At 67.8% G+C, this 21,763-nt stretch carries 18 protein-coding genes; 16 read left to right on the top strand and 2 right to left on the bottom strand.

Annotated features, from left to right (window positions below; genetic code table 11):
• The first annotated feature begins 81 nt into the window (after positions 1-81).
• The 11 genes from QZM67_RS16890 to QZM67_RS16840 all read left to right on the top strand — a co-directional run bounded on the left by QZM67_RS16890 (position 82) and on the right by QZM67_RS16840 (position 12,720).
• Entirely contained in the window at positions 82-2,466 is a 2,385-nt protein-coding gene (locus QZM67_RS16890; RefSeq protein WP_301804998.1) for a DNA polymerase II, read from the top strand.
• 501 nt (positions 2,467-2,967) lie between these two features.
• Positions 2,968-5,034, top strand: a complete 2,067-nt coding sequence (locus QZM67_RS16885; RefSeq protein WP_301804995.1) for an FUSC family protein — start codon at positions 2,968-2,970, stop codon at positions 5,032-5,034.
• A complete protein-coding gene (locus QZM67_RS16880) occupies positions 5,031-5,255 on the top strand; it encodes a DUF1656 domain-containing protein (RefSeq protein WP_175022669.1) in 225 nt (74 codons plus the stop codon). Before QZM67_RS16885 ends, QZM67_RS16880 begins: the two co-directional genes overlap by 4 nt.
• Positions 5,256-5,257: 2 nt before the next feature.
• A complete protein-coding gene (locus tag QZM67_RS16875) occupies positions 5,258-6,157 on the top strand; it encodes an efflux RND transporter periplasmic adaptor subunit (RefSeq protein ID WP_043179007.1) in 900 nt (299 codons plus the stop codon).
• A complete protein-coding gene (locus tag QZM67_RS16870; protein ID WP_301804991.1) occupies positions 6,151-7,563 on the top strand; it encodes an efflux transporter outer membrane subunit in 1,413 nt (470 codons plus the stop codon). The genes QZM67_RS16875 and QZM67_RS16870 overlap by 7 nt, the downstream gene beginning before the upstream one ends.
• A 113-nt stretch (positions 7,564-7,676) precedes the next feature.
• Complete coding sequence (gene cynR, locus QZM67_RS16865; RefSeq protein ID WP_235996004.1) at positions 7,677-8,624, top strand: transcriptional regulator CynR; 948 nt, start codon at positions 7,677-7,679, stop codon at positions 8,622-8,624.
• Positions 8,625-9,076: 452 nt separating this feature from the next.
• Positions 9,077-9,376: a hypothetical protein gene (locus QZM67_RS16860; protein WP_301804986.1), complete on the top strand. Its 300-nt coding sequence runs from the start codon at positions 9,077-9,079 to the stop codon at positions 9,374-9,376.
• 80 nt (positions 9,377-9,456) lie between these two features.
• Positions 9,457-10,422, top strand: coding sequence for a LysR family transcriptional regulator (locus QZM67_RS16855; RefSeq protein WP_301804984.1), 966 nt, complete (start codon positions 9,457-9,459; stop codon positions 10,420-10,422).
• A 155-nt stretch (positions 10,423-10,577) separates the two neighbouring features.
• The gene (locus tag QZM67_RS16850) at positions 10,578-10,901 is read left to right on the top strand and encodes a DUF4148 domain-containing protein (RefSeq protein WP_301804982.1); all 324 of its coding nucleotides are present in this window, start codon (positions 10,578-10,580) and stop codon (positions 10,899-10,901) included.
• A 107-nt stretch (positions 10,902-11,008) separates the two neighbouring features.
• Entirely contained in the window at positions 11,009-12,124 is a 1,116-nt protein-coding gene (locus QZM67_RS16845) for a J domain-containing protein (protein ID WP_301804979.1), read from the top strand.
• 272 nt (positions 12,125-12,396) lie between these two features.
• Positions 12,397-12,720 carry a DUF4148 domain-containing protein gene (locus tag QZM67_RS16840; RefSeq protein WP_175022664.1) on the top strand — a complete coding sequence of 108 codons (324 nt, stop codon included), beginning with the start codon at positions 12,397-12,399 and terminating at the stop codon, positions 12,718-12,720.
• 108 nt (positions 12,721-12,828) lie between these two features.
• On the opposite strand, the gene QZM67_RS16835 is transcribed toward QZM67_RS16840, so the two are convergent.
• Complete coding sequence (locus tag QZM67_RS16835) at positions 12,829-14,205, bottom strand: pectin acetylesterase-family hydrolase (protein ID WP_301804976.1); 1,377 nt, start codon at positions 14,203-14,205, stop codon at positions 12,829-12,831.
• Positions 14,206-14,271: 66 nt separating this feature from the next.
• Positions 14,272-14,985, bottom strand: a complete 714-nt coding sequence (gene plcR / locus QZM67_RS16830; RefSeq protein WP_301804974.1) for a phospholipase C accessory protein PlcR — start codon at positions 14,983-14,985, stop codon at positions 14,272-14,274.
• A gap of 430 nt (positions 14,986-15,415) precedes the next feature.
• Between plcR and QZM67_RS16825 the strand changes: the two genes are divergently transcribed.
• From QZM67_RS16825 to QZM67_RS16805, 5 genes are all read left to right on the top strand, one after another.
• Positions 15,416-16,642, top strand: coding sequence for an amino acid deaminase/aldolase (locus QZM67_RS16825; RefSeq protein WP_301804971.1), 1,227 nt, complete (start codon positions 15,416-15,418; stop codon positions 16,640-16,642).
• 74 nt (positions 16,643-16,716) lie between these two features.
• Positions 16,717-18,129 carry a D-arabinono-1,4-lactone oxidase gene (locus tag QZM67_RS16820; protein ID WP_301804968.1) on the top strand — a complete coding sequence of 471 codons (1,413 nt, stop codon included), beginning with the start codon at positions 16,717-16,719 and terminating at the stop codon, positions 18,127-18,129.
• Positions 18,126-19,307 (top strand): MFS transporter, encoded by a 1,182-nt coding sequence (locus QZM67_RS16815; protein WP_301804965.1) that lies wholly within the window; start codon positions 18,126-18,128, stop codon positions 19,305-19,307. The genes QZM67_RS16820 and QZM67_RS16815 overlap by 4 nt, the downstream gene beginning before the upstream one ends.
• 137 nt (positions 19,308-19,444) lie before the next feature.
• A complete protein-coding gene (locus tag QZM67_RS16810; protein ID WP_301804963.1) occupies positions 19,445-20,641 on the top strand; it encodes a porin in 1,197 nt (398 codons plus the stop codon).
• 100 nt (positions 20,642-20,741) lie between these two features.
• Positions 20,742-21,761: an AraC family transcriptional regulator gene (locus tag QZM67_RS16805; protein ID WP_301804960.1), complete on the top strand. Its 1,020-nt coding sequence runs from the start codon at positions 20,742-20,744 to the stop codon at positions 21,759-21,761.
• Positions 21,762-21,763 lie beyond the last annotated feature (2 nt).

Raw genomic sequence — 21,763 nt, 5'->3', positions numbered from 1 at the left:
GACGGTATCGCCCCCATTCCGGCACACCACCCGCCCAAGCGCTAAAATCCGCCGCCTGGGCATCCACGACGAGCAAGCGTTTTGACGGAGTTCGAGCAGGGTTTCATCCTCACCCGCCACTGGCGGGACACCGCGACCGGCATCGAGATCGAGTTCTGGCTGGCAACCGAACACGGTCCGCGCCGTGTACAGTTGCGCCCGCAGGAAGCCGTCGCATTCATTCCGGCCGAACAGCAGGCGCTCGCCGAACGCGCGCTGGCCGCCGAGCGCGATATCGAGTTGCGCCCGCTCGCGCTGCGCGACTTCCGGCAGCGCCCGGTCGTCGGCCTCTATTGCCGGCGCTACCGCCATCTGTCCGGGCTGCAGAAGCGCCTCGCGGCGGCCGGCATCGACGTCTACGAAGCCGACGTGCAGCCGCCCGACCGCTACGCGATGGAGCGCTTCATCACGGCTTGCGTGCAGTTTCGCGGCCAGCCCGGCCACGACGGCACGTTGACCGGCGCCGAACTGAAAACCGCGACCGGCTATCGCCCGACGCTGCGCTGCGTGTCGCTCGACATCGAAACCAGCGTCCACGGCGAGCTGTATTCGATCGCGCTCGAAGGCTGCGGGCAACGGCAGGTCTACATGCTCGGCCCGCCGAACGGAGCCGAGAGCGACGAAGCCCGCGCCGTCGACTTCCGCCTCGACTACTGCGACAGCCGGCCCGCGATACTGGCGCGGCTCAACGACTGGTTCGACGAACACGATCCCGATGCGGTGATCGGCTGGAACCTCGTGCAGTTCGACCTGCGCATCCTGCACGCGCACGCAGAGCAATACGGCGTGCCGCTGAAGCTCGGGCGCGGCGGCAGCGTGCTCGACTGGCGCGCGCACGGCCAGCAGCCCGACCACTTCTTCGCGGGTGCGGCGGGCCGGCTGATCCTCGACGGCATCGACATGCTGAAATCCGCGACGTGGACGTTCCCGTCGTTCAGCCTCGAATACGTGTCGCAGTCGCTGCTCGGCGAAGGCAAGTCGATCGACAACCCGTACCAGCGGATGGACGAGATCCAGCGCCGCTTCGATCACGACAAGCCCGCGCTCGCGCGCTACAACCTGAAAGATTGCGAGCTCGTCACGCGCATCTTCGACAAGGCCGACCTGCTGTCCTTCGCACTCGAACGCGCGAGCGTGACGGGCCTCGCGGCCGATCGCACCGGCGGGTCGGTGGCGGCCTTCACGCACCTGTACCTGCCGCGCATGCACCGGCTCGGCTATGTCGCGCCGAACCTCGGCGACGTGACGGGGCAAAACAGCCCCGGCGGCTTCGTGATGGATTCGCGCCCCGGGCTGTACGACTCGGTGCTCGTGTTCGACTACAAGAGCCTCTATCCGTCGATCATCCGCACGTTCCTGATCGATCCGGCCGGGCTGATCGAAGGGCTCGCGAATTCCGGCGACGACGCGTCGGTGCCCGGCTTTCTCGGCGCGCGCTTCTCGCGTACCGCGCACTGTCTTCCCGATATCGTGCGCCGCGTATGGGAAGGCCGCGACGAGGCGAAGCGGCAGCGCAACGCACCGCTGTCGCAGGCGCTGAAGATCATCATGAATTCGTTCTACGGCGTGCTCGGCTCGACGGGCTGCCGGTTCTTCGACCCGCGCCTCGCGTCGTCGATCACGATGCGCGGCCACGAAATCATGCACCGCACGCGCGAGCTGATCGAAGCTCAGGGTTACGAAGTGATCTACGGCGATACCGATTCGACATTCGTGTGGCTCGGTCGCGCGCACGACGACGACGAGGCCGGCGCCAAGGGCCGCGCACTCGTCGAACACATCAACCGCTGGTGGCAAGCGCACCTGCGCGACCAATTCGGGCTCGAGAGCGCGCTGGAGCTGCAGTACGAGCGGCACTACCGCCGCTTCCTGATGCCGACCGTGCGCGGTGCGGAAGAAGGCAGCAAGAAGCGTTACGCGGGCCTCGCGGCGGCCGCCGGCGGCGGCGAGGATCTCGTCTTCAAGGGGCTCGAAACGGTGCGCACCGACTGGACGCCGCTCGCGCAGCAGTTCCAGCGCGAGTTGTACCGGCGCGTGTTCAACCGCGAGCCGTACCAGGATTTCATCCGCGACACCGTGCGGCGCACGCTGGCCGGCGAATTCGACGACCAGCTCGTCTACCGCAAGCGCGTGCGCCGGCCGCTGCGCGAGTACGAGCGCAACGTGCCGCCGCACGTGCGCGCGGCACGGATCGCCGACGAGTTCAACCAGGCACAGGGCCGGCCGCTGCAATATCAGCGCGGCGGCTGGATCAGCTACGTGATGACGACGGCCGGCCCCGAGCCGCTCGAAACCATGCGCTCGCCGATCGACCATGCGTTCTACGTGAGCCGCCAGCTCCAGCCCGTCGCCGACGCGATCCTGCCGTTCCTGCGCGACGACTTCGAACGCGTGATCTCCGGACAGGGGCAGCTGTTCGGCGACTGACGGAACGCGATCCGGCCTGCCCCGGTTGCGCGTACAACCGATTCCCCGCACGTCGCCCATCACGCGCCCGCGATGAGTCTGCCGATTCGTCCGCGTCGACATTGATCGGCATTCTTGCGCCCCGGCACGCCGCACGATAAGTAAAACCGATTGCCCCGGTCAGAAATCCGACTTGGACGCCGCGCGCGCCGCAGCGCACAATTTCGGGCATCGCAATCGAATGAAACCCTGATCCTTCCTACCCGAGTTTCCGTGGCAACCGCCGTCCCTCAACGCGTGGCCATGTGCTTGAATAACAAGGAAAAGGCGCGCACTCGTGCTTGACATGCCTGCCACAACACCCCGTTTCGCGTGGACGCTTTTTTCCATGCACCCCGCCGCCCTCCCGCGTGGCACACGCCGCAAAACGGCACCGCACGACATGACGTGCGGCGCACCGCCTCCCGCGCCCTAGCGCAATCGCTGCAATCCCCTTCGCCAGTCTCGCCAAAGGAACCCGACGTGTCGCAAGCCACTGTCGCGCCGCTTCGGCCGCGCGACCCATTCTCCATCGATCCGAGAAAGCTCCTGTTCTCGATCAGCACGTTTATCGCGGCCGCACTCGTGCTGCTGATCTCGTTCACGGTCAGCTTCCCGCGCCCGTGGTGGGCACTGCTGACCGTCTACGTGACCTCGCAGCCGATGGCCGGCGCCTTCCGTCCGAAGACGATCTACCGGCTCGCGGGCATCGCCGCCGGCGCGGTCGTGTCGGTGGTGGTCGCCCCGAACCTGCAGAATTCGCCGGCGTTGCTCGTGCTGTGCCTCGCGCTGTGGATCGGCTTCTGCATCTATCTCGCGGTGCTCGACCGCACGCCGCGCGCGTTCCTGTTCCAGATGGCCGCGTTCAGCTCGGCCGTCATCTGCTTTCCGTATCTCGACGATCCGACCAACATCTTCATCACCGCGGTGTCGCGCGTCGAGGAAATGACGGTGGCGATCCTGTGCGTGACGATCACGCACATGCTGCTGAAGCCCGCGAACAGCCGGCCGGTCATCCACGAACGCGCGCTGTCGTTTCTCGGCGATGCGTGCCGCTGGACCGCCGAAGCGTTCGGCACGCATCACACGCGGCTCGAGCACGAGCATCGCCGCAAGCTCGCGGCCGACGTCACCGAACTCGGGATGATCGCAACGACGCTGCCGTTCGACCAGCGCTTCGCGCTCGCCACGCGCGACACCGTCACGGCATTGCAGCATCGCCTCGCGGCGTTGCTGTCGATCGCATCGGCCGCCGCGAACCGACTCGACCAGTTGCGCTCGCTGAACGCGATCGATGCGCAAACCGCCGCGCTGGTCGATGCGGTGATCGACGACCTGCACGCGTCGCAGGAAGTGGGCGAAGCGCTCGACGTCGGCCTCGCCGCGCGTTGCCGCACGCTGGCGGCCGAGCGCCTGGCCGACCCGGCCTGGACGTCGCTGCTCGCCGCGAACCTGTTGGACCGCACCGCCGATTTCATCGACACGCTGCACGCGGCGCGCGGGCTCGTGCGTACCTTCGCGGAAAGCGATGCCGAGCTCGAGCGCCACCTGCCGCCCGCCGACGGCACGCACCGCTTCAAGCTCGCGCGCGATCACGGCCTCGCGCTGCTCGCCGGTGCCGCGACGACCACCGCGATCATCATCTACTGCGCGGTGTGGATCCTGCTTGCCTGGCCAAACGGCTCGGCAACCGCCGCGTTCGCCGCGCTCGTCACCTGCTCGTTCGCGGCACAGGACGATCCCGCACCGGTGATCGGCCGCTACCTCGTCTCGACGCTCGTCACCTTTCCGCTCGCCGCGCTGTACCTGTTCGTGATCCTGCCGCGTGTCGACGGCGCCGGAATGCTGATCCTGACGCTTGCACCGGCCTTGATCTGGATGGGCTACATCCAGGCCGATCCGGCGCGCACCGCGCGCGCCCTCCCGATGTTTTCCTGCTTCATCGTCGCCATGGGCTTTCTCGATCGCTTCCAGGCCGACTTCGCGCTGTTCCTCAATACGGGGCTCGCGCAGGTCGGCGGCATCGTCACGACGCTCGTCGTGACCAAACTGTTCCGCTCTGCCAGCACGCGCTGGACCGCCTACCGGATCGTGCGCCAGAACTGGGCCGATCTCGCGCAGATGGCCGACCCGCACCGGCCGCTCGACGCGCCGACCTGGACCGCGCGCGCGGTCGACCGGCTCGGCCAGGTCGCCGCGCGCATGGCGTTCGCGAATCCGGGTGATGCGCTGCATGCGGTCGACGGATTGAGCGACCTGCGTATCGGCCGCAACATCATCCAGGTGCGAGAAGGACTCGACAGAAGCGATGCGCAGACGCGTGTCGCGATCGAGGCTGCGCTCGAGGCCGTGTCGGCGCTGTATCGCGCACGCGCCGACGCGCACCATCCGGTGCCTGCCACCGCATCGCTGATGCGCACGCTGAACCGCGCGATCGGTGCCGCCGCGCGCAATACGACCGGCCGCGACGACGCCACGCTGCTCGCGCTCGTCGGCATGCGCTGCAACCTGTTCCCGCATGTGCAACTCGTCGAAGGAACGATGCGATGATCGAAGAGATCCATATTTTCGGCATCTACCTGCCGTCCGCGCTGGCGTGGGCCATCGTCGCGCTGATCGTCACGTTCCTGTTGCGTGGCGTGCTGCTTCGCCTGCCGCTGCGCGTGCTGCTCTGGCAACCGGCGCTGCTCGAACTGGCGGCCTTCTTCCTGCTGTGGTGGGGCATCGCCCGTCTCGCCGACGCGTATTTCCCGTATCGCCTCCTTTCCTGAACATGAAGCGAATCATCCCCCTGTTACGCACCGTGCTGACGGTCGCGATCATCCTCGGCATCCTCGGCGCGATCTACGGACTGTGGGTCCGCTACCAGATCGAACCGCTCACGCGCGACGGCAAGGTGCGCTCCGACGTGGTGCCGATCGCCCCGGACGTCAGCGGGCTCGTCACCGACGTGCGCGTACACGACAACCAGAAAGTGACGAAGGGTCAGGTTCTGCTCGTGATCGACCCGTCGCGCTACCGGATCGCACTCGAACAGGCCGACGCGAACATCGCGAGCGAGCAGGCCGAACTCGACGAAGCGATTCGCGAGGACCGCCGCAATCGCGCGATGCCAGACGTGGTCGCCGAGGAATCGACCCAGCAGGGCACGACACGCGTCGAAAAGCTGCGCGCCGCGCTCGCGCAGGCCCGCTCCGCACGCAACCTCGCCGCGCTGAACCTCGAACGCACGCTCGTCCGCGCACCGATCGACGGCACGGTGACCAACGTCGGGCTGCTGCCGGGCGTCTATCTGAGCGCCGGCAAGGGTGCGATGGCGCTGGTGAACGACACGTCGCTGCGCGTCGAAGGCTACTTCGAGGAAACCAAGCTGCCGGCGATTCATGTCGGCGATCCGGCCAGTATCTATCTGATGGGCGTCGCGAGCGAGATCCGCGGCCACGTGCAGAGCATCGCCGGCGGCGTCGAGGACCGCGAGCGCGCAGGAGGCGACGCCCAGCTCGCGAACGTGAACCCGGCGTTTACCTGGGTGCGGCTCGCGCAGCGCATCCCGGTGCGGATCGCGATCGATTCGGTGCCGCCCGGCGTGCGGCTCGTGCCGGGGCAGACCGCGTCGGTCGAGATTCATGCACGGGCCGGCGACGTCACGGTACACCGGAGCCTGCCATGGTAAGCCTGCGTACGACTGCCATCGCAGCGCTGTGCATCGCGCTCGCCGCGTGCGCGGAGGTCGGCCCCGACTATCGCGTGCCGTCGAACGCACTCGTGAACGCACCGGCCGCCAACCGTGCGTTCGTTGCGGGTGCATCGGTTGCGTCGAGCGACCCGTTGCCCGACCGCTGGTGGCGCCTCTACAACGACCCGACGCTCGACGGCCTGGTCGAAAAGGCGCTGGCAAGCAACGTCGACCTGCGCGCCGCGCAGGCGAACCTCGAACGCAGCAATGCGCTGCTCGCGGCGACGCGCACCGCGCGCGAGCCGAGCGCCGGCATCGACGCATCGACCAACTACACGCAGCAATCGGCGGCGTCGGTCCTTTCGCACGTCGAGCCGCCACGGCACGAGATCTACAACATCGGCCTCGAGATGAGCTACGACCTCGACCTGTTCGGCGGGATCCGGCGCGGGATCGAAGCGGCGTCCGCCGACAACGAGGCCGTCGCCGCTGCGCGCGATCTCGTGCGTGTGAACGTCAGCGCGGAAGTCACGCGTGCGTACTCGGACCTGTGCAACGCCGGCAACCAGATCGACGTGCTGCAACGCTCGATCGACGTCCAGCAGCGCCGCCTCGCCCTCACCCGCCAGCTGATCTCGAACGGACGCGCACCGACCTTCGAGCAGCAGCGCGACCAGGGCGGCATAGAGAACAGCCGCGCGCAACTCGCACCGCTGCGGGCGCGCCGACTGAATGCGGCGTTCCGTCTCGCGACGCTGACCGGCCAGCCGCCGGAGAACTACGACCGCGCACTGCTGTCGTGTAACAAGCCGCTCGAACTGTCGACGCCGATTCCGTCCGGCGACGGGCGCGCGCTGCTGAAGCGCCGGCCCGACGTCCGTGCGGCCGAGCGCCGGCTCGCCGCGTCGACCGCACGCATCGGCGTCGAAACGACCGCGCTGTATCCGGACATCAGGCTCGGTGCCAGCATCGGCTCGACCGGCGGCGCGGCCGCGTTCTTCACGCCGCTGACGAACCGCTTCGCGATCGGCCCGATGGTCACGTGGAATCTCCATCGCAGCACGATTCGCGACCGCATCGACGCCGCACAGGCCGACAGCCGTGCGAGCCTCGCGCATTTCGATGCAACCGTCCTCACCGCGCTGCGCGAAACCGAAACGTCGCTCGACACCTACGCGGGCGCGCTCGACCGGCTGCAGCGCCTGGAGGCATCGCGCGACGCGGCGCGCGACGTGATGGCGCGAACCGAAGAACTGCGGCGCGGTGGGCGGGTCGGCGGACTCGCGGCGCTCGACGCCGAGCGCACCTGGCTCGCGGCCGAAACGGCCGTTGCGGCGGCCCGGCAGGACGTGAACAACGACCAGATCACCACGTTCCTCGCACTCGGAGGCGGCTGGCAATGACGAACCGTGACATCGTCGCCGAATACCCGGCCCCATCGCGTTCCGCCGCCCGCCTTCCGGCGCATAATGGCGAGATGCCGGACCTACGTGACCCGCGACCCATTCCGCGAAAAATGAAGTTCACCCAACGCAGCCCGCTGCTTCGCAACATCAGCTATCTGCTCGCGATCGACGAGCACCGCAATTTCACACGCGCGGCCGAGGCGCTCAGCGTGTCGCAATCGGCGTTGTCGCAGAAGGTGCGCCAGCTCGAAGACGAGCTCGGTGCGCAACTGTTCGACCGCAGCGGACGCATGGTCCAGCTCACCGATTTCGGCAGCGTCTACCTCGAATACGTGCGCCGCGCGCACAACGACCTGCTCACCGCGCAGCGCGCGCTGCACGACGTGCACGACCTGTCGCGCGGCAAGCTGCGGATCGCCTTCACGCCAACCTTCACCGAGTACCTGGTCGCGCCCGTCATCGAGCTATTCCACGAGCGTCATCCGGGCATCGTGATCGAGATGACCGAGATGTCGCTCGACGCGGTGGAGGCGGCGCTCGGCGACGACCAGGTCGACCTTGCGTTCGGGTTCGTCGATGTTCGCAACGACGAAATCGAGGCCGAAGCGCTGTTTCCCGAGCGCCTGATGCTCGTGGTCGGCCGCTCGCATCCGCTGACCACCCAGCGCGAGCCCGTCACGCCACTGCAGCTCGCCGAAACGCCGCTCGCGCTGCTGACGACGAGCTTCGTGTCGCGCTTCTATGTCGACAGCTATTTCCAGACATACGACATGCAACCCGATGTCGCGTTGCAGGCGAATTCGATCAGCGCGGTACTGAAGATCGTGAGCCGCGGCAAGATCGCGACGATCCTGCCCGGCACCATCGAATTCGAGCATCGCGATTTGCAATACGTGCCGCTCGATCCGCCGTTCCCGGTGCGCACCGTCGCGCTGCTGCGCCGCAAGGGCGCCTATCGCACCGTTGCGTCGACCGCGTTCGCCGATCTGGTTCACGAGATGCTCGAGCACGGCAGCCTGGCGTCGCTGCGCACGATCACGACGCTCGACCACGCCTGACCTTGCAGGGTGCGTCGCCAGCCTGACGACGCCCCGGCATACTCCCCGCACAAGCGCTTGACGCCGGCGCTCGCATGACGAGCGCGACGACCTTCACCCCACACTTCCATTTTTATACATTTCGATTCGCAATCCATATCAAATGGATTCCGATGCGGATGAGTCATCGTTTTGTCTTATCGACAGGATCGGAAATTCGCCTTGGACGCGATCAGGGATTTCCTTCATTCTTTCACTATCGATTCCAGGTGAATCGGTCGCGCCGAATCCCGGCGTCGAGGCTCCGGATCTTGTGTCGCAGACACCTTCCGCGCTACGTCGATGACGTCGTTGACGTCGCCCCGACTCGACAGAAGGTCCGACACGCTCCCCGGCATCGACCGGACGATTCGACTGCTCCGGCATACCAGGTCGATCTGGAAGAACATATCCAATTATTATCGGAATCCTAAATGACACATCCTATCCTGACCCGTCTCGCCGTTGCATTGATCGCTTTCTCGGGCGTCGCCGCCAGCGCCTGCGCGCAGCAGCAACCGGCTCCGCCGGCGGTTCGCCAGGCAGCGCAACCCGCCGCCCCGGCCTACACCGCGCAACTCGCCGCGCGCTCGAGCGACGACAAGGGCACGCAGGCCACCGCCGCGACCAAGACCATCGTTCCGCTTCGCGTTGCGCCGCCAAGCCATCCGGCCGCGCCGGATGCCGACTGCGTCGGCCCGGCGAGCTTCTGCAACGTCTACTTCGGTAGCTGAACCCGCAAGCGTCATCCGGCCCGCTGCGGACGCCGCCGGCACGCCACGCCTCTCCCTTCAACGCCTCCCCGGAAACCGACGTGAATCATCTGTTCAGTGCGATGCGGGTCTTTCTCAAGGTTGCAGACACGCACCATTTCTCTCATGCAGCGCATCAGCTGAATCTTTCGCCGTCGCTGGTGACGCGCTATGTCGGCGACCTCGAATCGCACCTCGGCGTCAAGCTGCTGCAACGCTCGACACGCAAGACGGTGCTCACCGGGATCGGGATCCGCTACGCGGAAGCGTGCCGTGCGCTGCTGAGCGACCTCGCCGAAATCGAATCGCGCGCCACACAGGAATCGAGCCGGATCGCGGGCGACCTGAACGTCGTCGTGCTGCACAGCGTGATGTCGCCGGAGCTCGCCGGCCTGTTCGCCGACTATCAATCGCGCCATCCGGACGTGTCGCTGCACATCACGCTGACCGAATCGGAAGTCGACCTGCTCGGCGGCGGATTCGACGCCGGCATCGTCGCCGACACGATGATCACGTCGGTTTCCGTCGTGTCACGCACGCTGGTCCATGCACTGCTCGTCGCCGTCGCGTCACCCGCCTATCTGCTGAACGCGGCCGCGCCGCGCCGGCCAGTCGATCTGGCCGCGCACCGAATCGTCGGCCTGGCGACCGGTGCACGCACCTGCCGGTGGGCCGGCCCGAACGGCACGATCGACACCATCGCGCTCGACGCGCCGATCACGGTCAACAGCACACTGATGCAGCGCCAGCTCGCGCTGGCCGGCAGCGGTGTCGCGCTGCTGCCCGAGTACATGGTCGCGAACGACCTGCGCATCGGCACGCTGACCCGCGTGCTGGACGACTACCGGATCGTGAACGACAGCGTCACCGTCTCGCTCGTGTATCCGGGCCGCGAATTCCTGCCCGGCAAGGTCCGCGCATTCGTCGATCTGACGGCCGCGCGCTTCAGGCTGCCGTCGCTCGCCGCACCGCGGTCGTCGGGCGCCGGGCAGGCGGGAACGGCCATCGCGGCGATCGCCGATGCCTGATCGCATCGGCGCGCGCGTCGCACACGCTCGCGCGCTCTGCAACACAGCTCGCCAGGAATCGCCGTGGATCCGGCCGTTCCGGGCACCTGAACCTACCCCATCGGTCCGGCCTGCCGCAATCGCGCCGAACCACAACGAAACCGTCTGAGGAAATCGTGAAATCCATCATCGTCACCATCGCCACCGTTGCCGCTACCGCCACCGTTCTGCTCGCCGCACCGTCCGCGTCGTACGCGCAGTCGTCGCACTCGACGCTCACGCGCGCCCAGGTACGCCAGGAGCTGTTCGATCTCGAATCGGTCGGCTACGACCCCGCGGCCGGCGACGGCGGCAACTATCCGGACGACATCGTCGCCGCGCAGGAACGCCTGGCCGCCAAACGCCTCGCCGAACGCAAGAACACGGAATCGGCCTACGGGTCGAGTGGCGCGCCGGGCACGTATTCGGGCGCGCCGGCGGTCGCAACGGTGAAGCGCTGACACGCGGCCGGTCGCTGCGGGGAGAACGCCCATCCGGGCTACCCCGCAGGACATCCGGCTAGAATACCGGCCTGCTGCGCGTCCTGCCGCGGCCGGAGGACATTCACATGACCGCACGTCGCGGAACAGCGGTCGCCATCGCGCCCGGCCACGAGACAGCCAGCCTGTCGAAAGCCCAGAAAGCGTTCAATGCGCTCGTCCAGCAGATCGAGAAGCGGCGCGAGCGTCTCGGCGCGTGGGAAGCCGTGATGCCGGTCTTCCAGAAGAAATTCGTCGACGAGCTGTTGCCGCTCGAACAGACGTCGACCGCGCTGCGGATCCGGTTGCTCAATCAGCTCGACGACGCATACCTGCAGAAGGGATTGAGCAAGGCCGAGCAGCGTACCCTTTCCGGGATGATTGCCAACATGGCTCGCGACTTGCTCGACTTCAGCGACGATGCGCAGTTGAAGGCCATCCACGACCGGCACAGCGCGGCCGAGCACGACGGCAACGCAGCGGACGAGCCGGAACCGAAGGCGGAATCGGAATCGACGCCCGGCGTGACAGCGGCAGACGATCTCGATTCGCTGTCGCCCGAAGAACTCATGGCGCGCATGCAGGCCGAACTGGACGAACAGTTCGAGCGGGACATGGCCGAGCACGCAGCCCGCGAGGCCCAGCGCGCCAAGCGCAAGAAAGCACCCCGGCAATCGGCCGCGCTGGCGAAGCGTGAAGCCGAGCAGGCCGAAGCGAGCCGGTCGATCCGCGAGGTCTATCGCAAGCTGGCGAGCGCGCTGCACCCCGATCGCGAGACCGATCCCCAGGAACAGGAACGCAAGACCGTGCTGATGCAGCGGGTCAACCACGCTTATGCGAACGGCAAGCTCCTGCAACTGCTGGAGCTGCAACTGGAGATCGAACAGATCGACCGGCACGCGATCAACGGCCTCGGCGAAGATCGGCTCGCGCGCTACAACGGCATCCTGGAAGATCAGCTCCGCGAGCTGGATCAGGAGATCCAGGACGTCGAGACCGGATTCCGGCGGACTTACGGGATTGCGCCGTCCGTCAAGGTCGCGCCCGATACCATCATGCGCATGCTCACGCGCGACATCGCGGGCACTCAGCGCGGCATCCACGACCTGAACCTCACGCTGCGCGAGTTCGACGATCCGGCCAACGTCAAGGACTGGCTGAAGGACCTGAAGCGCCAGCGGGCATTCCCGCGCGTCGACGATTAATCGTGTCGGGCGGGCATGCGTCCGCCCGCCGAACATCGAATGCGTAGCCAGCCTGACGGAATGGCTGCGCGCCCCTCATCGATCGGCATTCCGCGCTAAAAAACCAGGCAACAACCGGCCACCCCGGACATCGCGCGTCACCCACTCTCACGTATTCAGGAACACAGCTGGTCAGGAATCGCCGTTTATCCGGCCGTTCCGGGTTCCTAAACTTGTCTCGTCGGTTCAGCCAGCAAACACGCCGAACCGCAACGAAACCGTCTGAGGAAATCGTGAAATCCATCATCGTCACCATCGCCACCGTTGCCGCTACCGCCACCGCTCTTCTCGCCGCACCGACTGTCTCGTACGCGCAGTCGTCGCACTCGACGCTCACTCGTGCACAGGTGCGCCAGGAGCTGTTCGATCTCGAGTCGGTCGGCTATGAGCCGACCGCCGGCGACGGCGACAACTATCCGGGCGACATCGTCGCCGCGCAGGAGCGTCTGGCTGCCAAGCGGCTCGCCGAGCACAAGAGCGCCGAAGCGGCCTACGGGTCGAACGGTGTGCCGGGCGTGGAGGCGGGTGCGCCGGCGGTGGCGGTAGTGAAGCCGTAACGCCGGACGCGATCACGCGACGCACGGCCACGCATCGGCGCAGGCAGGCGGCCACGACACCCGGCCGCCGCGCTGCGTCGCGGCCACCCGCTCACGCGAACCACCCCCTCACGCCCTGTGCCCCGAGATCGGCCCCGCCTCGCCGGTCAGGTTGAACACGCTGTCAATCCACGCCAGAAACGTCGAGAACGTGAAATCCGACCACTGCTGCGTGCGGAACGCCTTCATCACCGGCGTATCGGCCGGGTCCTGCTGGTTCAGCAGGTTGTCGACGAACGTGCCGATATCCGCGTCGATGCCGTTCTCGTGGATCCCCGACCCGGTAAAGCTGACCGCCGTCACCTGATGGTTGTCGATGAAGTCGTTGCGCGCCCACGGCATGAAGTAGCCGAAGTTCGGCAGCGGGTTCAGCGTCTGCTTCAGCCCGTCCAGCTCCTGGTCGAACATCGTGAGCGACAGCGCATCCTTGGTCGTGTCGTCGGGCGCCGCGATCACGGCCGGCACGAACGCGCGATAGTGATACGCGGCGATGATCTTGTCGCGCTGGTAGCTCGAGAAACCGAAGCGATCGTGCGGATACGTCGCAGACAGCGCCGCGTACGCGCTGCCCATGTTGCCCGGATCGAAATGGCTGGTCAGCCGGCTGTTCACGGTAATCATCCCGTCGGGGCCCGTCATCCCCCATTCGGAGCGTACCCGGTCGTACAGGCCGACCGACGGATGGGTGGCCGCGTCCGCATCGAACGGCGTGTTGAAGACCGTGCCGGCGTCGTCGAGCAGCGAACTATGCGCCTGCGGCTGCAGCGTGTTACGCAGCGTCGCGTAATTCGCGAGCGTGCCGTAGCCGCCCGCGCTCATCCCGTACACGAGCAGCCGGTTCGGCTTGCCGAAGCCGTGCGACGTCAACCACTGCGCGACGGCCTGGATGTTCTTCAGCCCGCTGTAGTGCTGTAGCCGCCAGTCGCCGCTCGGCGACGTGTAGTTGCGCACCGCGCTGCCCATGTGGATATCCCCGGTGCAATAGGGCACGAAAACCTGTGTCCACTGCTGCGTCTCGACCTTCGGTTCGCCGACGAGGATGTGCGCGAGATCCATGCGCGTGAGCAGCGGCGACAGGAACGACGACAGCAGGCTCTCGTTCGCGGTGCCGTTCATGTAGTTGTGCGGGATGCCGTCCGGGTTGAAGCCGCCGAGGCCGGCCTCGGCGCCGGTCGACGTCTGCGTGCAGGTGCCGTAGTCCCAGCACGCGCCGCCCGGTTCCATCATGTACAGCAGGTTGTCCGACTGCGCGCGATTGATGTAGAAGCGCATCGGCGTGCCGTTGCCGCACGATGCACCGGTGCTCTCCGGTAACGTCACTTCGTACCACGAATAATAGGGAATCGACGGATCCGGCATCGTCGTATCGGCCGCGTGGCCGTTCAGTGCCGCGCAACCGAGCAGCGTGGCAACGGCCGCGCGCAGCAGGCATCGTGCTGTGGACATCTCCCCTCCTTGTCGATGGACATGACGCGGCCGCCGGGCTCCGCCCCGGCGTCGCGGATTCGGCGCTCAGTGCACGCCGGACGGTGAAGCGCCGTCGAACAGCTGGACGCGCAAAGCCTGCAGGCGCTGCGCGATGACGGCTTGTTGCTGGTCGGGATCGGGAATGCTCGCCTGAACCTGCCGGACGACGTCGCGGCTTTGCTGTTCGTACGAGAGATAGCGCGGGTCCTGCGCCGGCGACGGGCCGACCGTCTGCTGCGCATACGTGTCCCATTGCGCGCGCATCGACCGGATCGCCGCACTGCGCGTCGCGGGATCGGCTTCGGTATCGGTCAGCAGCGCCGCGCTCAGCGCTTCGGCCTGCACGGGCACGATCTCGTTGCGCGCGACATGGTCGGGCAGTTCGTCGAGAATCCTGCGCGCGAGCGCGGTGCGCCCGGCTTGCGGCATGCTGTTGTGGCGATCCCCATACGCGGCAACCTCATCGCGAAAACGCGCGAACGCGACGATGCGTTTCACTTCGGCATCCGCGTCGGGGCGCCCGCCAAGGCTACGGCGCAGCGCGTCGACGTCGAGCCGCCGCTCCTCGGGGCCGGGCAACGCGACGCCGGTGCCAAACGTATCGGCCGCGACGGACTGCGTGCTCGCCATCGCGGCCGGTGTGCCGGATGACGCGGCTTGCGCCGGTGTCGCCGCTTCATATCGCCAGATTGCAACGACGGCCACACCGATCGCCGCGATCGCGCCCGTGCGCCGCCAGAGTGCCCTGTTCTTCTTCACGTCGCCTCCTCGTCACGTCATGCCGTTCTTCGCCGCTGCATCCGCGAGTAGGTTCTAGGTCGAATCCGGCATGCAGTCAAAAGCGGCGCTAGAACGCAGGCACTAAACCTGCTCGCATCAGCCACGTCCGGCACAACGTTTGAAACGCATTTCGTTGTCGCCCGGCCAACCGCGCGATGTCGCGCGCCATGCCCGTCCAGCGGCGGTTCGGGCCTGCACGTGGCGTGGGCACCGCGACACCAAGCAAGCAGCAATCCAGCGGCGCGACGCACGACCGCCGTGCACGCGCGTGGCCGATACGGATGGCCGGATCAGACCCGTCGAACGACCCGCTCAGCGCTTGGTCGTCATTTTGACCCGCCCTATGCTGATTTCCGACACGCGCCGAACGGTCGGCGCGACGCACACCCCACCCAGCCGAGCCCGTTCCATGAGCCGTGCAGACCTGCCGCATCGCGCCCCCGCCGCCGTTCACGACTATCCGACCTATCGCGACGCGCTCGCGGGCCACCGGCTGCCCGCCGCATTCGTCGATCTCGACTGCCTCGACGCGAACCTCGCCGATCTGAAGCGCCGCGCACGCGGCCTGCCGATCCGGCTCGCGACGAAGTCGGTGCGCTCGCGCGACCTGATCGGCGCGGTGCTCGCCGCCGGCCCGTTCATGCAGGGGCTGCTGTGCTATTCGGCCGCGGAAGCCGCGTGGCTCGCGGACGGCGGGTTCGACGACATCGTCGTCGCGTATCCGACCGTCGAGCCCGACGACCTGCGCGCGGTGGCCGCGCAGCTCAGGCGCGGCCGCTCGATCACGCTGATGGTCGACGCCATCGCGCAGGTCGACGCGATCGACCGCCTCGCACACGAGGCACGCGTGACGATCCCGCTCGCGATCGATCTCGACATGTCGTCCGCGTATCCGGGCCTGTACTTCGGCATGTACCGCTCGCCGGTGCGCGATGCGGCCGGCGCCCTCGCGCTCGCGAACCATATCGGCGAACGGCAGCACGTGCGGCTCGACGGGCTGATGGGCTATGAAGGGCAGATCGCCGGCGTGGCCGACTCGGAGCCGGGCAGCGGTGCGCGCAACGCGCTGGTGCGTCACCTGAAGCGCCGCTCGGCGCGCGAGATCAACGCGCGCCGCCAGGCGGCCGTGCAGGCACTCACGGCGGCGGGCCATACGTTGCGCTTCGTGAACGGCGGCGGCACCGGCAGTTTCGAGAGCACGCTCGGCGACGCATCGGTCACCGAGCTCGCGGCCGGCTCCGGCCTCTACGCACCGGCGCTGTTCGATCACTACGCGGTGTTTCATGCGCAGCCGGCCGCCGGCTTCGCGCTGCCGGTCGTGCGGATTCCGCAGCCGGGCATCGTGACCTGCTCGGGCGGCGGCTATATCGCATCGGGCCCGGCCGGCAAGAGCCGCCTGCCGCGGCCGTGGCTGCCGGCCGGCTGCACGCTGATCGACAACGAAGGCGCGGGCGAGGTGCAAACGCCCGTGCGCGTGCCGCGCGGCGTCGCACCGGCGATCGGCGAGCCGATCCTGTTCCGCCACGCGAAGGCCGGCGAACTGTGCGAACGCTTCAACACGCTGCTGCTGATCCGCGGCGGCCGCGTGGTCGGCGAGGCGCCCACCTATCGCGGCGAAGGCAAGAGCTTCTTCTAGCGGGCCGCGCGGCCCGTCGTTCAAAACGATCACCCCGTTCATCCCATTCAAACGACAACCACGGAGACAAAGCCATGTGGCGCAACTGGTCGGGATATGTCTGCAGTCCTGATGCAACCGTGTCGGCGCCTGCGTCGCGCGCCGCACTCGCGGCGGTGCTGCGCGGCGCGGCGGCCGCCGGCGCCACCGTGCGCGCGGCCGGCGCCGGTCATTCGTTCTCGCCGCTCGTGCAGACCGACGACGTGATCCTGTCGCTCGACGCGATGCAGGGCGTGATCGACGTCGACCGCGACCGGCGCGTCGCGCGCGTGCATGCCGGCACGCGGCTGTGGGCGCTGGGCCCGGCGCTCGCCGCGCACGGCCTCGCGATGGAGAACCTCGGCGACATCAACGTGCAGTCGATCGCCGGCGCGACCAGCACCGGCACGCACGGCACCGGCATCACGCTCGGCAACCTGTCGACGCAGATCGACAGCCTGACCTTCATGTGCGCGGACGGCAGCGAGATCCGTGCGAGCGCCGACACGCATCCCGACCTGTTCGCGGGCGGCCGGATCGGGCTCGGCGCGCTCGGCGTGCTGACCGAGATCGGCCTGCGCCTCGTGCCCGCGTTCAAGCTGCGCCTCGAACGCGGCGCGATGCGTCTCGACGACTGCCTCGCGCAAGCGGACACGCTGATCGCGAAGCACCGGTCGTTCGAGTTCTTCTGGTTCCCGCACACGGATACCGTGCTGACCAAGGCCTGGAACATGACCGACGAGCCGGCCGACACCGTGCACTGGGCGAGCCGTGCGTCCGAGTCGTTCCTCGAGAACACGGTGTTCGGCGCGCTGTGCGGGCTCGGCCGGCGCGTGCCGTCGCTGTGCCCGGCGCTGAGCCGGCTGTGCGCATCGACCGTGTCGGCCGGCCGGCACGTCGATGCGAGCTACGCGATGCTGTCGACGGCGCGCCGCGTGCGCTTCAACGAAATGGAATGGTCGGTGCCGGCCGAACGCGGCGCCGATGCGCTGCGCGAAATCCGTGCGTTCATCTCGCGCCGCAGCTTCCCGCTGATGTTCCCGATCGAATACCGCTGGGTGCGCAGCGACGACATCTGGCTGAGCCCCGACTACGGCCGCGACAGCGTGCGCATCTCGGTGCACCAATATCGCGGGATGCCGTTCGACGCGTACTTCTCGGGCGTGCAGGCCATCTGCCGCAATCACGGCGGGCGGCCGCACTGGGGCAAGGTGCATGCGATGAAGGCCGCCGAGCTGGCGGCGTGCTATCCGCACTGGGACGATTTCCTCGCACTGCGCGAACGGATGGATCCGCACGGCCGCTTCCTGACGCCGTACCTGCGCACGCTGTTCGGCCTGCCGCAACACGCCAGCGCAAGCGCAGTTGCAGCCGCTCGCGTCACGCCGGGCCGCCAAGGGACACACCCGATGCACGAAACGGCCGGCGTCGCGCAGGATCGGCCGCGATCCAACCCGGAGGCCTCATGAGCACAGCCACCCTGCAAGCAGCCGCGCAGTCGCGTCCCGATCCGTCGACCGGCGCCGTCGTCCGTCTTGCGCTCGCGTTCGCGGCCGCCACCAACGGCCTGATCCTGTCGCCGTTCCTCGTCGCGGCCGTGATGACGCGCTTCCGGCTCGACGAAGGCACGGCGACCGCGCTCGTCAGCGCCGAGATCCTCGGCATCGCGATCAGTTGCGCGCTGCTGTCGCACCGGATCGCGCGCGCCGCGCGGTCGTTCACGCTGGCCGGCCTGGCCGGCACGATCGCCGGCCAGGCGCTCAGCGCGGTCGCGCCCGGCATCGTGTCGGCGGCGGTCGCGCGCGGGCTGACGGGGCTGTTCGAAGGGATGCTGTTCGTCGTCGTCGCGTCGGGCGTGTCGCAGCGCGCGTCGACCGACCGCCTGTGGGGGCAAATCAACCTGCTCGCGGGCGTCATCAACGGCGGCATCCTCGTGCTGATCTCCGCGTTGCCGGCCGGCTTCGGGCACTGGGTGTTCGCACTGCTGGCGGCCGTCGTCGCCGTGCTGGCGCCCGCGATCCGCGGCATCGACGCATTTGCGAGCGCACCCGCGCAGACCCACGTGCGCGCCGGCACGCTGCCGTGGCGGCCGGTCATCGCGATCTGGGTCGTGACCGCGCTCGTCTACGGCGTGCAGGCGTCGCAGTGGGCGATCGCGGGCTTCGTCGGCGAGCGCGCCGGATTGTCGCCCACGACGATCGGCGTGCTGCTGTCGGTGTCGTCGCTGCTCGGCTTCGTCGGCGCCGCGATTCCGTCGCATCCGGCCAGCCACCGGCACCGCCTCGCGCTGATCTGGGTCGCGCAGCTCGCGATGATCGCATCGATCGAATGGTTCTTCAGCGCACGCAGCGGCAGCGCGTACTTCCTGAGCCAGTTCGTGCTGAACAGCGCGTTCTTCGTGATCGTGCCGTTTCTCACCGGGATGCTGTCCGATGTCGACCCGGACGGCTCGCTGGTCGCGCGCACGCTCGTCGTCACGTTTTTCGCGGCCGGCATCGGCACCGCGCTGTCGGGTGCGCTGCTCGGCCGCTTCGGCGGCACGCGCGTCGCCCACGTGCTGTGCGTGGCCGTGCTGGCGGCCGCCCCGTTCGTGCGGCTCGCGCTGCGCCGCGCGGCGCCCGGTGCGGTGGCCAGCGCGTCGCCCTGACCGCAGTGCGCCATGCCGTGGCCGCGACGCACCACGAGAATGGCCGCCGCGGCCTTGGCCCACGCAAATTTGGCTTTCTACATTCGTTCCCGACGGTGCGAGCCGTCCGTCCCCTGTTCGATGCGGAGTCCAGAAGAATGAATCGTCACGATAGCGTTCGCGCCGCGTGCTGCGCGATGTTGGTCCTGGCCGGTACCGGCGCGCACGCGCAAAGCAACGTGACGTTGTACGGCGTGATCGATGCGGGCATCCGCTACGAAACGCACGGCGTGTCCTACGGCGCCGACGGCACGCCGGCATCGACGGGCCGCAAGATCTCGATGGCCGACGGTGGCGGCCTGACGGAAAGCTACTGGGGCCTCAAGGGGCAGGAGGATCTCGGCGGCGGGCTGTCCGCGCAGTTCAACGTGGAAAGCCACTTCGGCCCGAACAGCGGCGCGATCGTGCCGGCCGGCTCGCCGAACTTCTTCCAGGTCGCGTACGTGGGGCTGACGTCGACGTCGCTCGGCCAGCTGACGCTCGGCCGCCAGTACAACGTGCCGTTCGAGATGGTGTCGCTGACCTACGGCTCGAACCTGTGGGCCGGCCCGCAGGATCCGTACTTCAACCTGTTCAAGCCGGAGCAGACGATGCTCGCAGGCGCGCGCACCAGCAACATGATCCAGTACGGCGCGCAGCTCGGCAGCCTGTACCTGCTCGCGCAGTACGCGCCGGGCGGCCGGGCGGGCGGCGGCGTGCTCGGCAGCCAGGCCGGCGCGGCGATCGCGTACGCGCCGGACAAAGGGCCGTTTACGGTCGGCGCGTCGTTCATGCGCAGTTGGGACGACGTCACGCACGCGAAATTCGACATCTATGGCGGTGGCGGCTCCGTCACGCTCGGCAACGCGACCGTCAACGCCGGCTATATCGAGAACGCGCGCGACAACGACTTCACGTCGTTCGTGAACGGCCCGTTCAGCTCGACCGATCTCGCCGCGCTCGGCATCATCTCGCCCGCGCAGGTGGTCGATCCGTCGACGCCCGGCGGGTTCCGGCGCCGCAAGATGGCGCTCGCGGGGCTGACCTACAAGTTCACGTCGGCGTTCACGGCCGCCGTCAACGCGTGGTGGACCACGCAGTCGGGCTACACGCCGGACTTCGACGGCCGCGCGCGCCAGTTCCAGGTGATCGCCGGCTACAGCCTGTCGAAGCGCAGCATGCTCTATGCGGAAGTCGACTACGCGATCTATCGCGGCGGCCTGGTCGGCGCGCAGCTGGTCGGCGTGAACGGGCAGGCGCCGAGCACGAGCACCACGCAGCTCGGTGCGACGGTCGGCCTGCGCCACTACTTCTGAAGCGGGGCCGCACCGGATGTGGGCGATCGCGGCCGGGGCGGCACCGGGTCTCCGGCCGGGCGGGACGAGTACAATCCATGGAAAAAAATACGGAGCATCCATGGACGAACCCGACCGTTATACGACGGCGAATCTGCCGGTCCATCTGTTGCGGTGCCTCGCGGAGACAAGCAAGGAACTGGGCATCGATCCCAAGCGGCTGTGCCTGGGGCTCGGCTTCGACGTCGCGGACCTGTCGAATCCGTCGTGCCGGATTTCATTGCGCCAGGCGAGCACGATGATCCGCCGCGCGCTCGAGATGGCGCCGGGGCGGGCGCTCGGCCTCGAACTCGGTACGAGCGAGACGATCGCGTCGATCGGGCTGGTCGGCTACGCGATGCTGACGAGCCCGACGCTGAAGGACGCGATCGTGGTCGGCATCGAGCTGCAGCGCCATACAGGGCCGCTGATGCGCTTCGAAGTGATCTCGGATGCGCGCACGCTGTCGATCCGCGCGACCAACCTGCTGATCGAATCGGACATCGAGGCGTTCCTCGTCGAGGAAGCGTTCGGCAGCTTCATGAAGATCGGGCGCTCGCTCGTCGGCCCCGCGTTCCAGCCGAAGGTCATCGATCTCGGCTACCCGCCGCCGGCCTATGCGGAGCAATACGCGCGCGTGTTCCCGTGCCCGGTACGGTTCGAACAGGAACAGAACCTGTTTTCATGCGACGCCGCGCTCGGCAACCGCCCGATCGCGACCCACGATCCGCTCGCGCATCGCCAGGCGCTCGAATTCCTGCAGGACGCGCTGCCGCCCGAACCCGAAGGCACCGAATTTCTCGAATCGATCGAACGGATCATGCGGCGCGACCTGCGCCATGCGCCGTCGCTCGCGGCGATCGCCGCGCAACTGTGCATGAGCGAGCGCACGCTGCGGCGGCGGCTGGCCGATCAGGGCGTGTCGTACCAGACGGTGATCGACACGATCCGCCGCAAGCGCGCATTCACGCTGCTGAGCAACCCGCGGCTGTCGATCGAGGACGTCGCGCATGAAGTCGGGTTCAGCGATGCGCACAACTTCCGGCGCGCGTTCAAGCGGTGGACGGGGCACGGGCCGAGAGAGGGGCAACGGCCGGCGTAGTG

This window comes from Burkholderia sp. AU45251 (assembly GCF_030482905.1).
GTDB lineage: Bacteria > Pseudomonadota > Gammaproteobacteria > Burkholderiales > Burkholderiaceae > Burkholderia > Burkholderia aenigmatica.
This window is presented reverse-complemented; position numbering and strand designations above follow the sequence as displayed.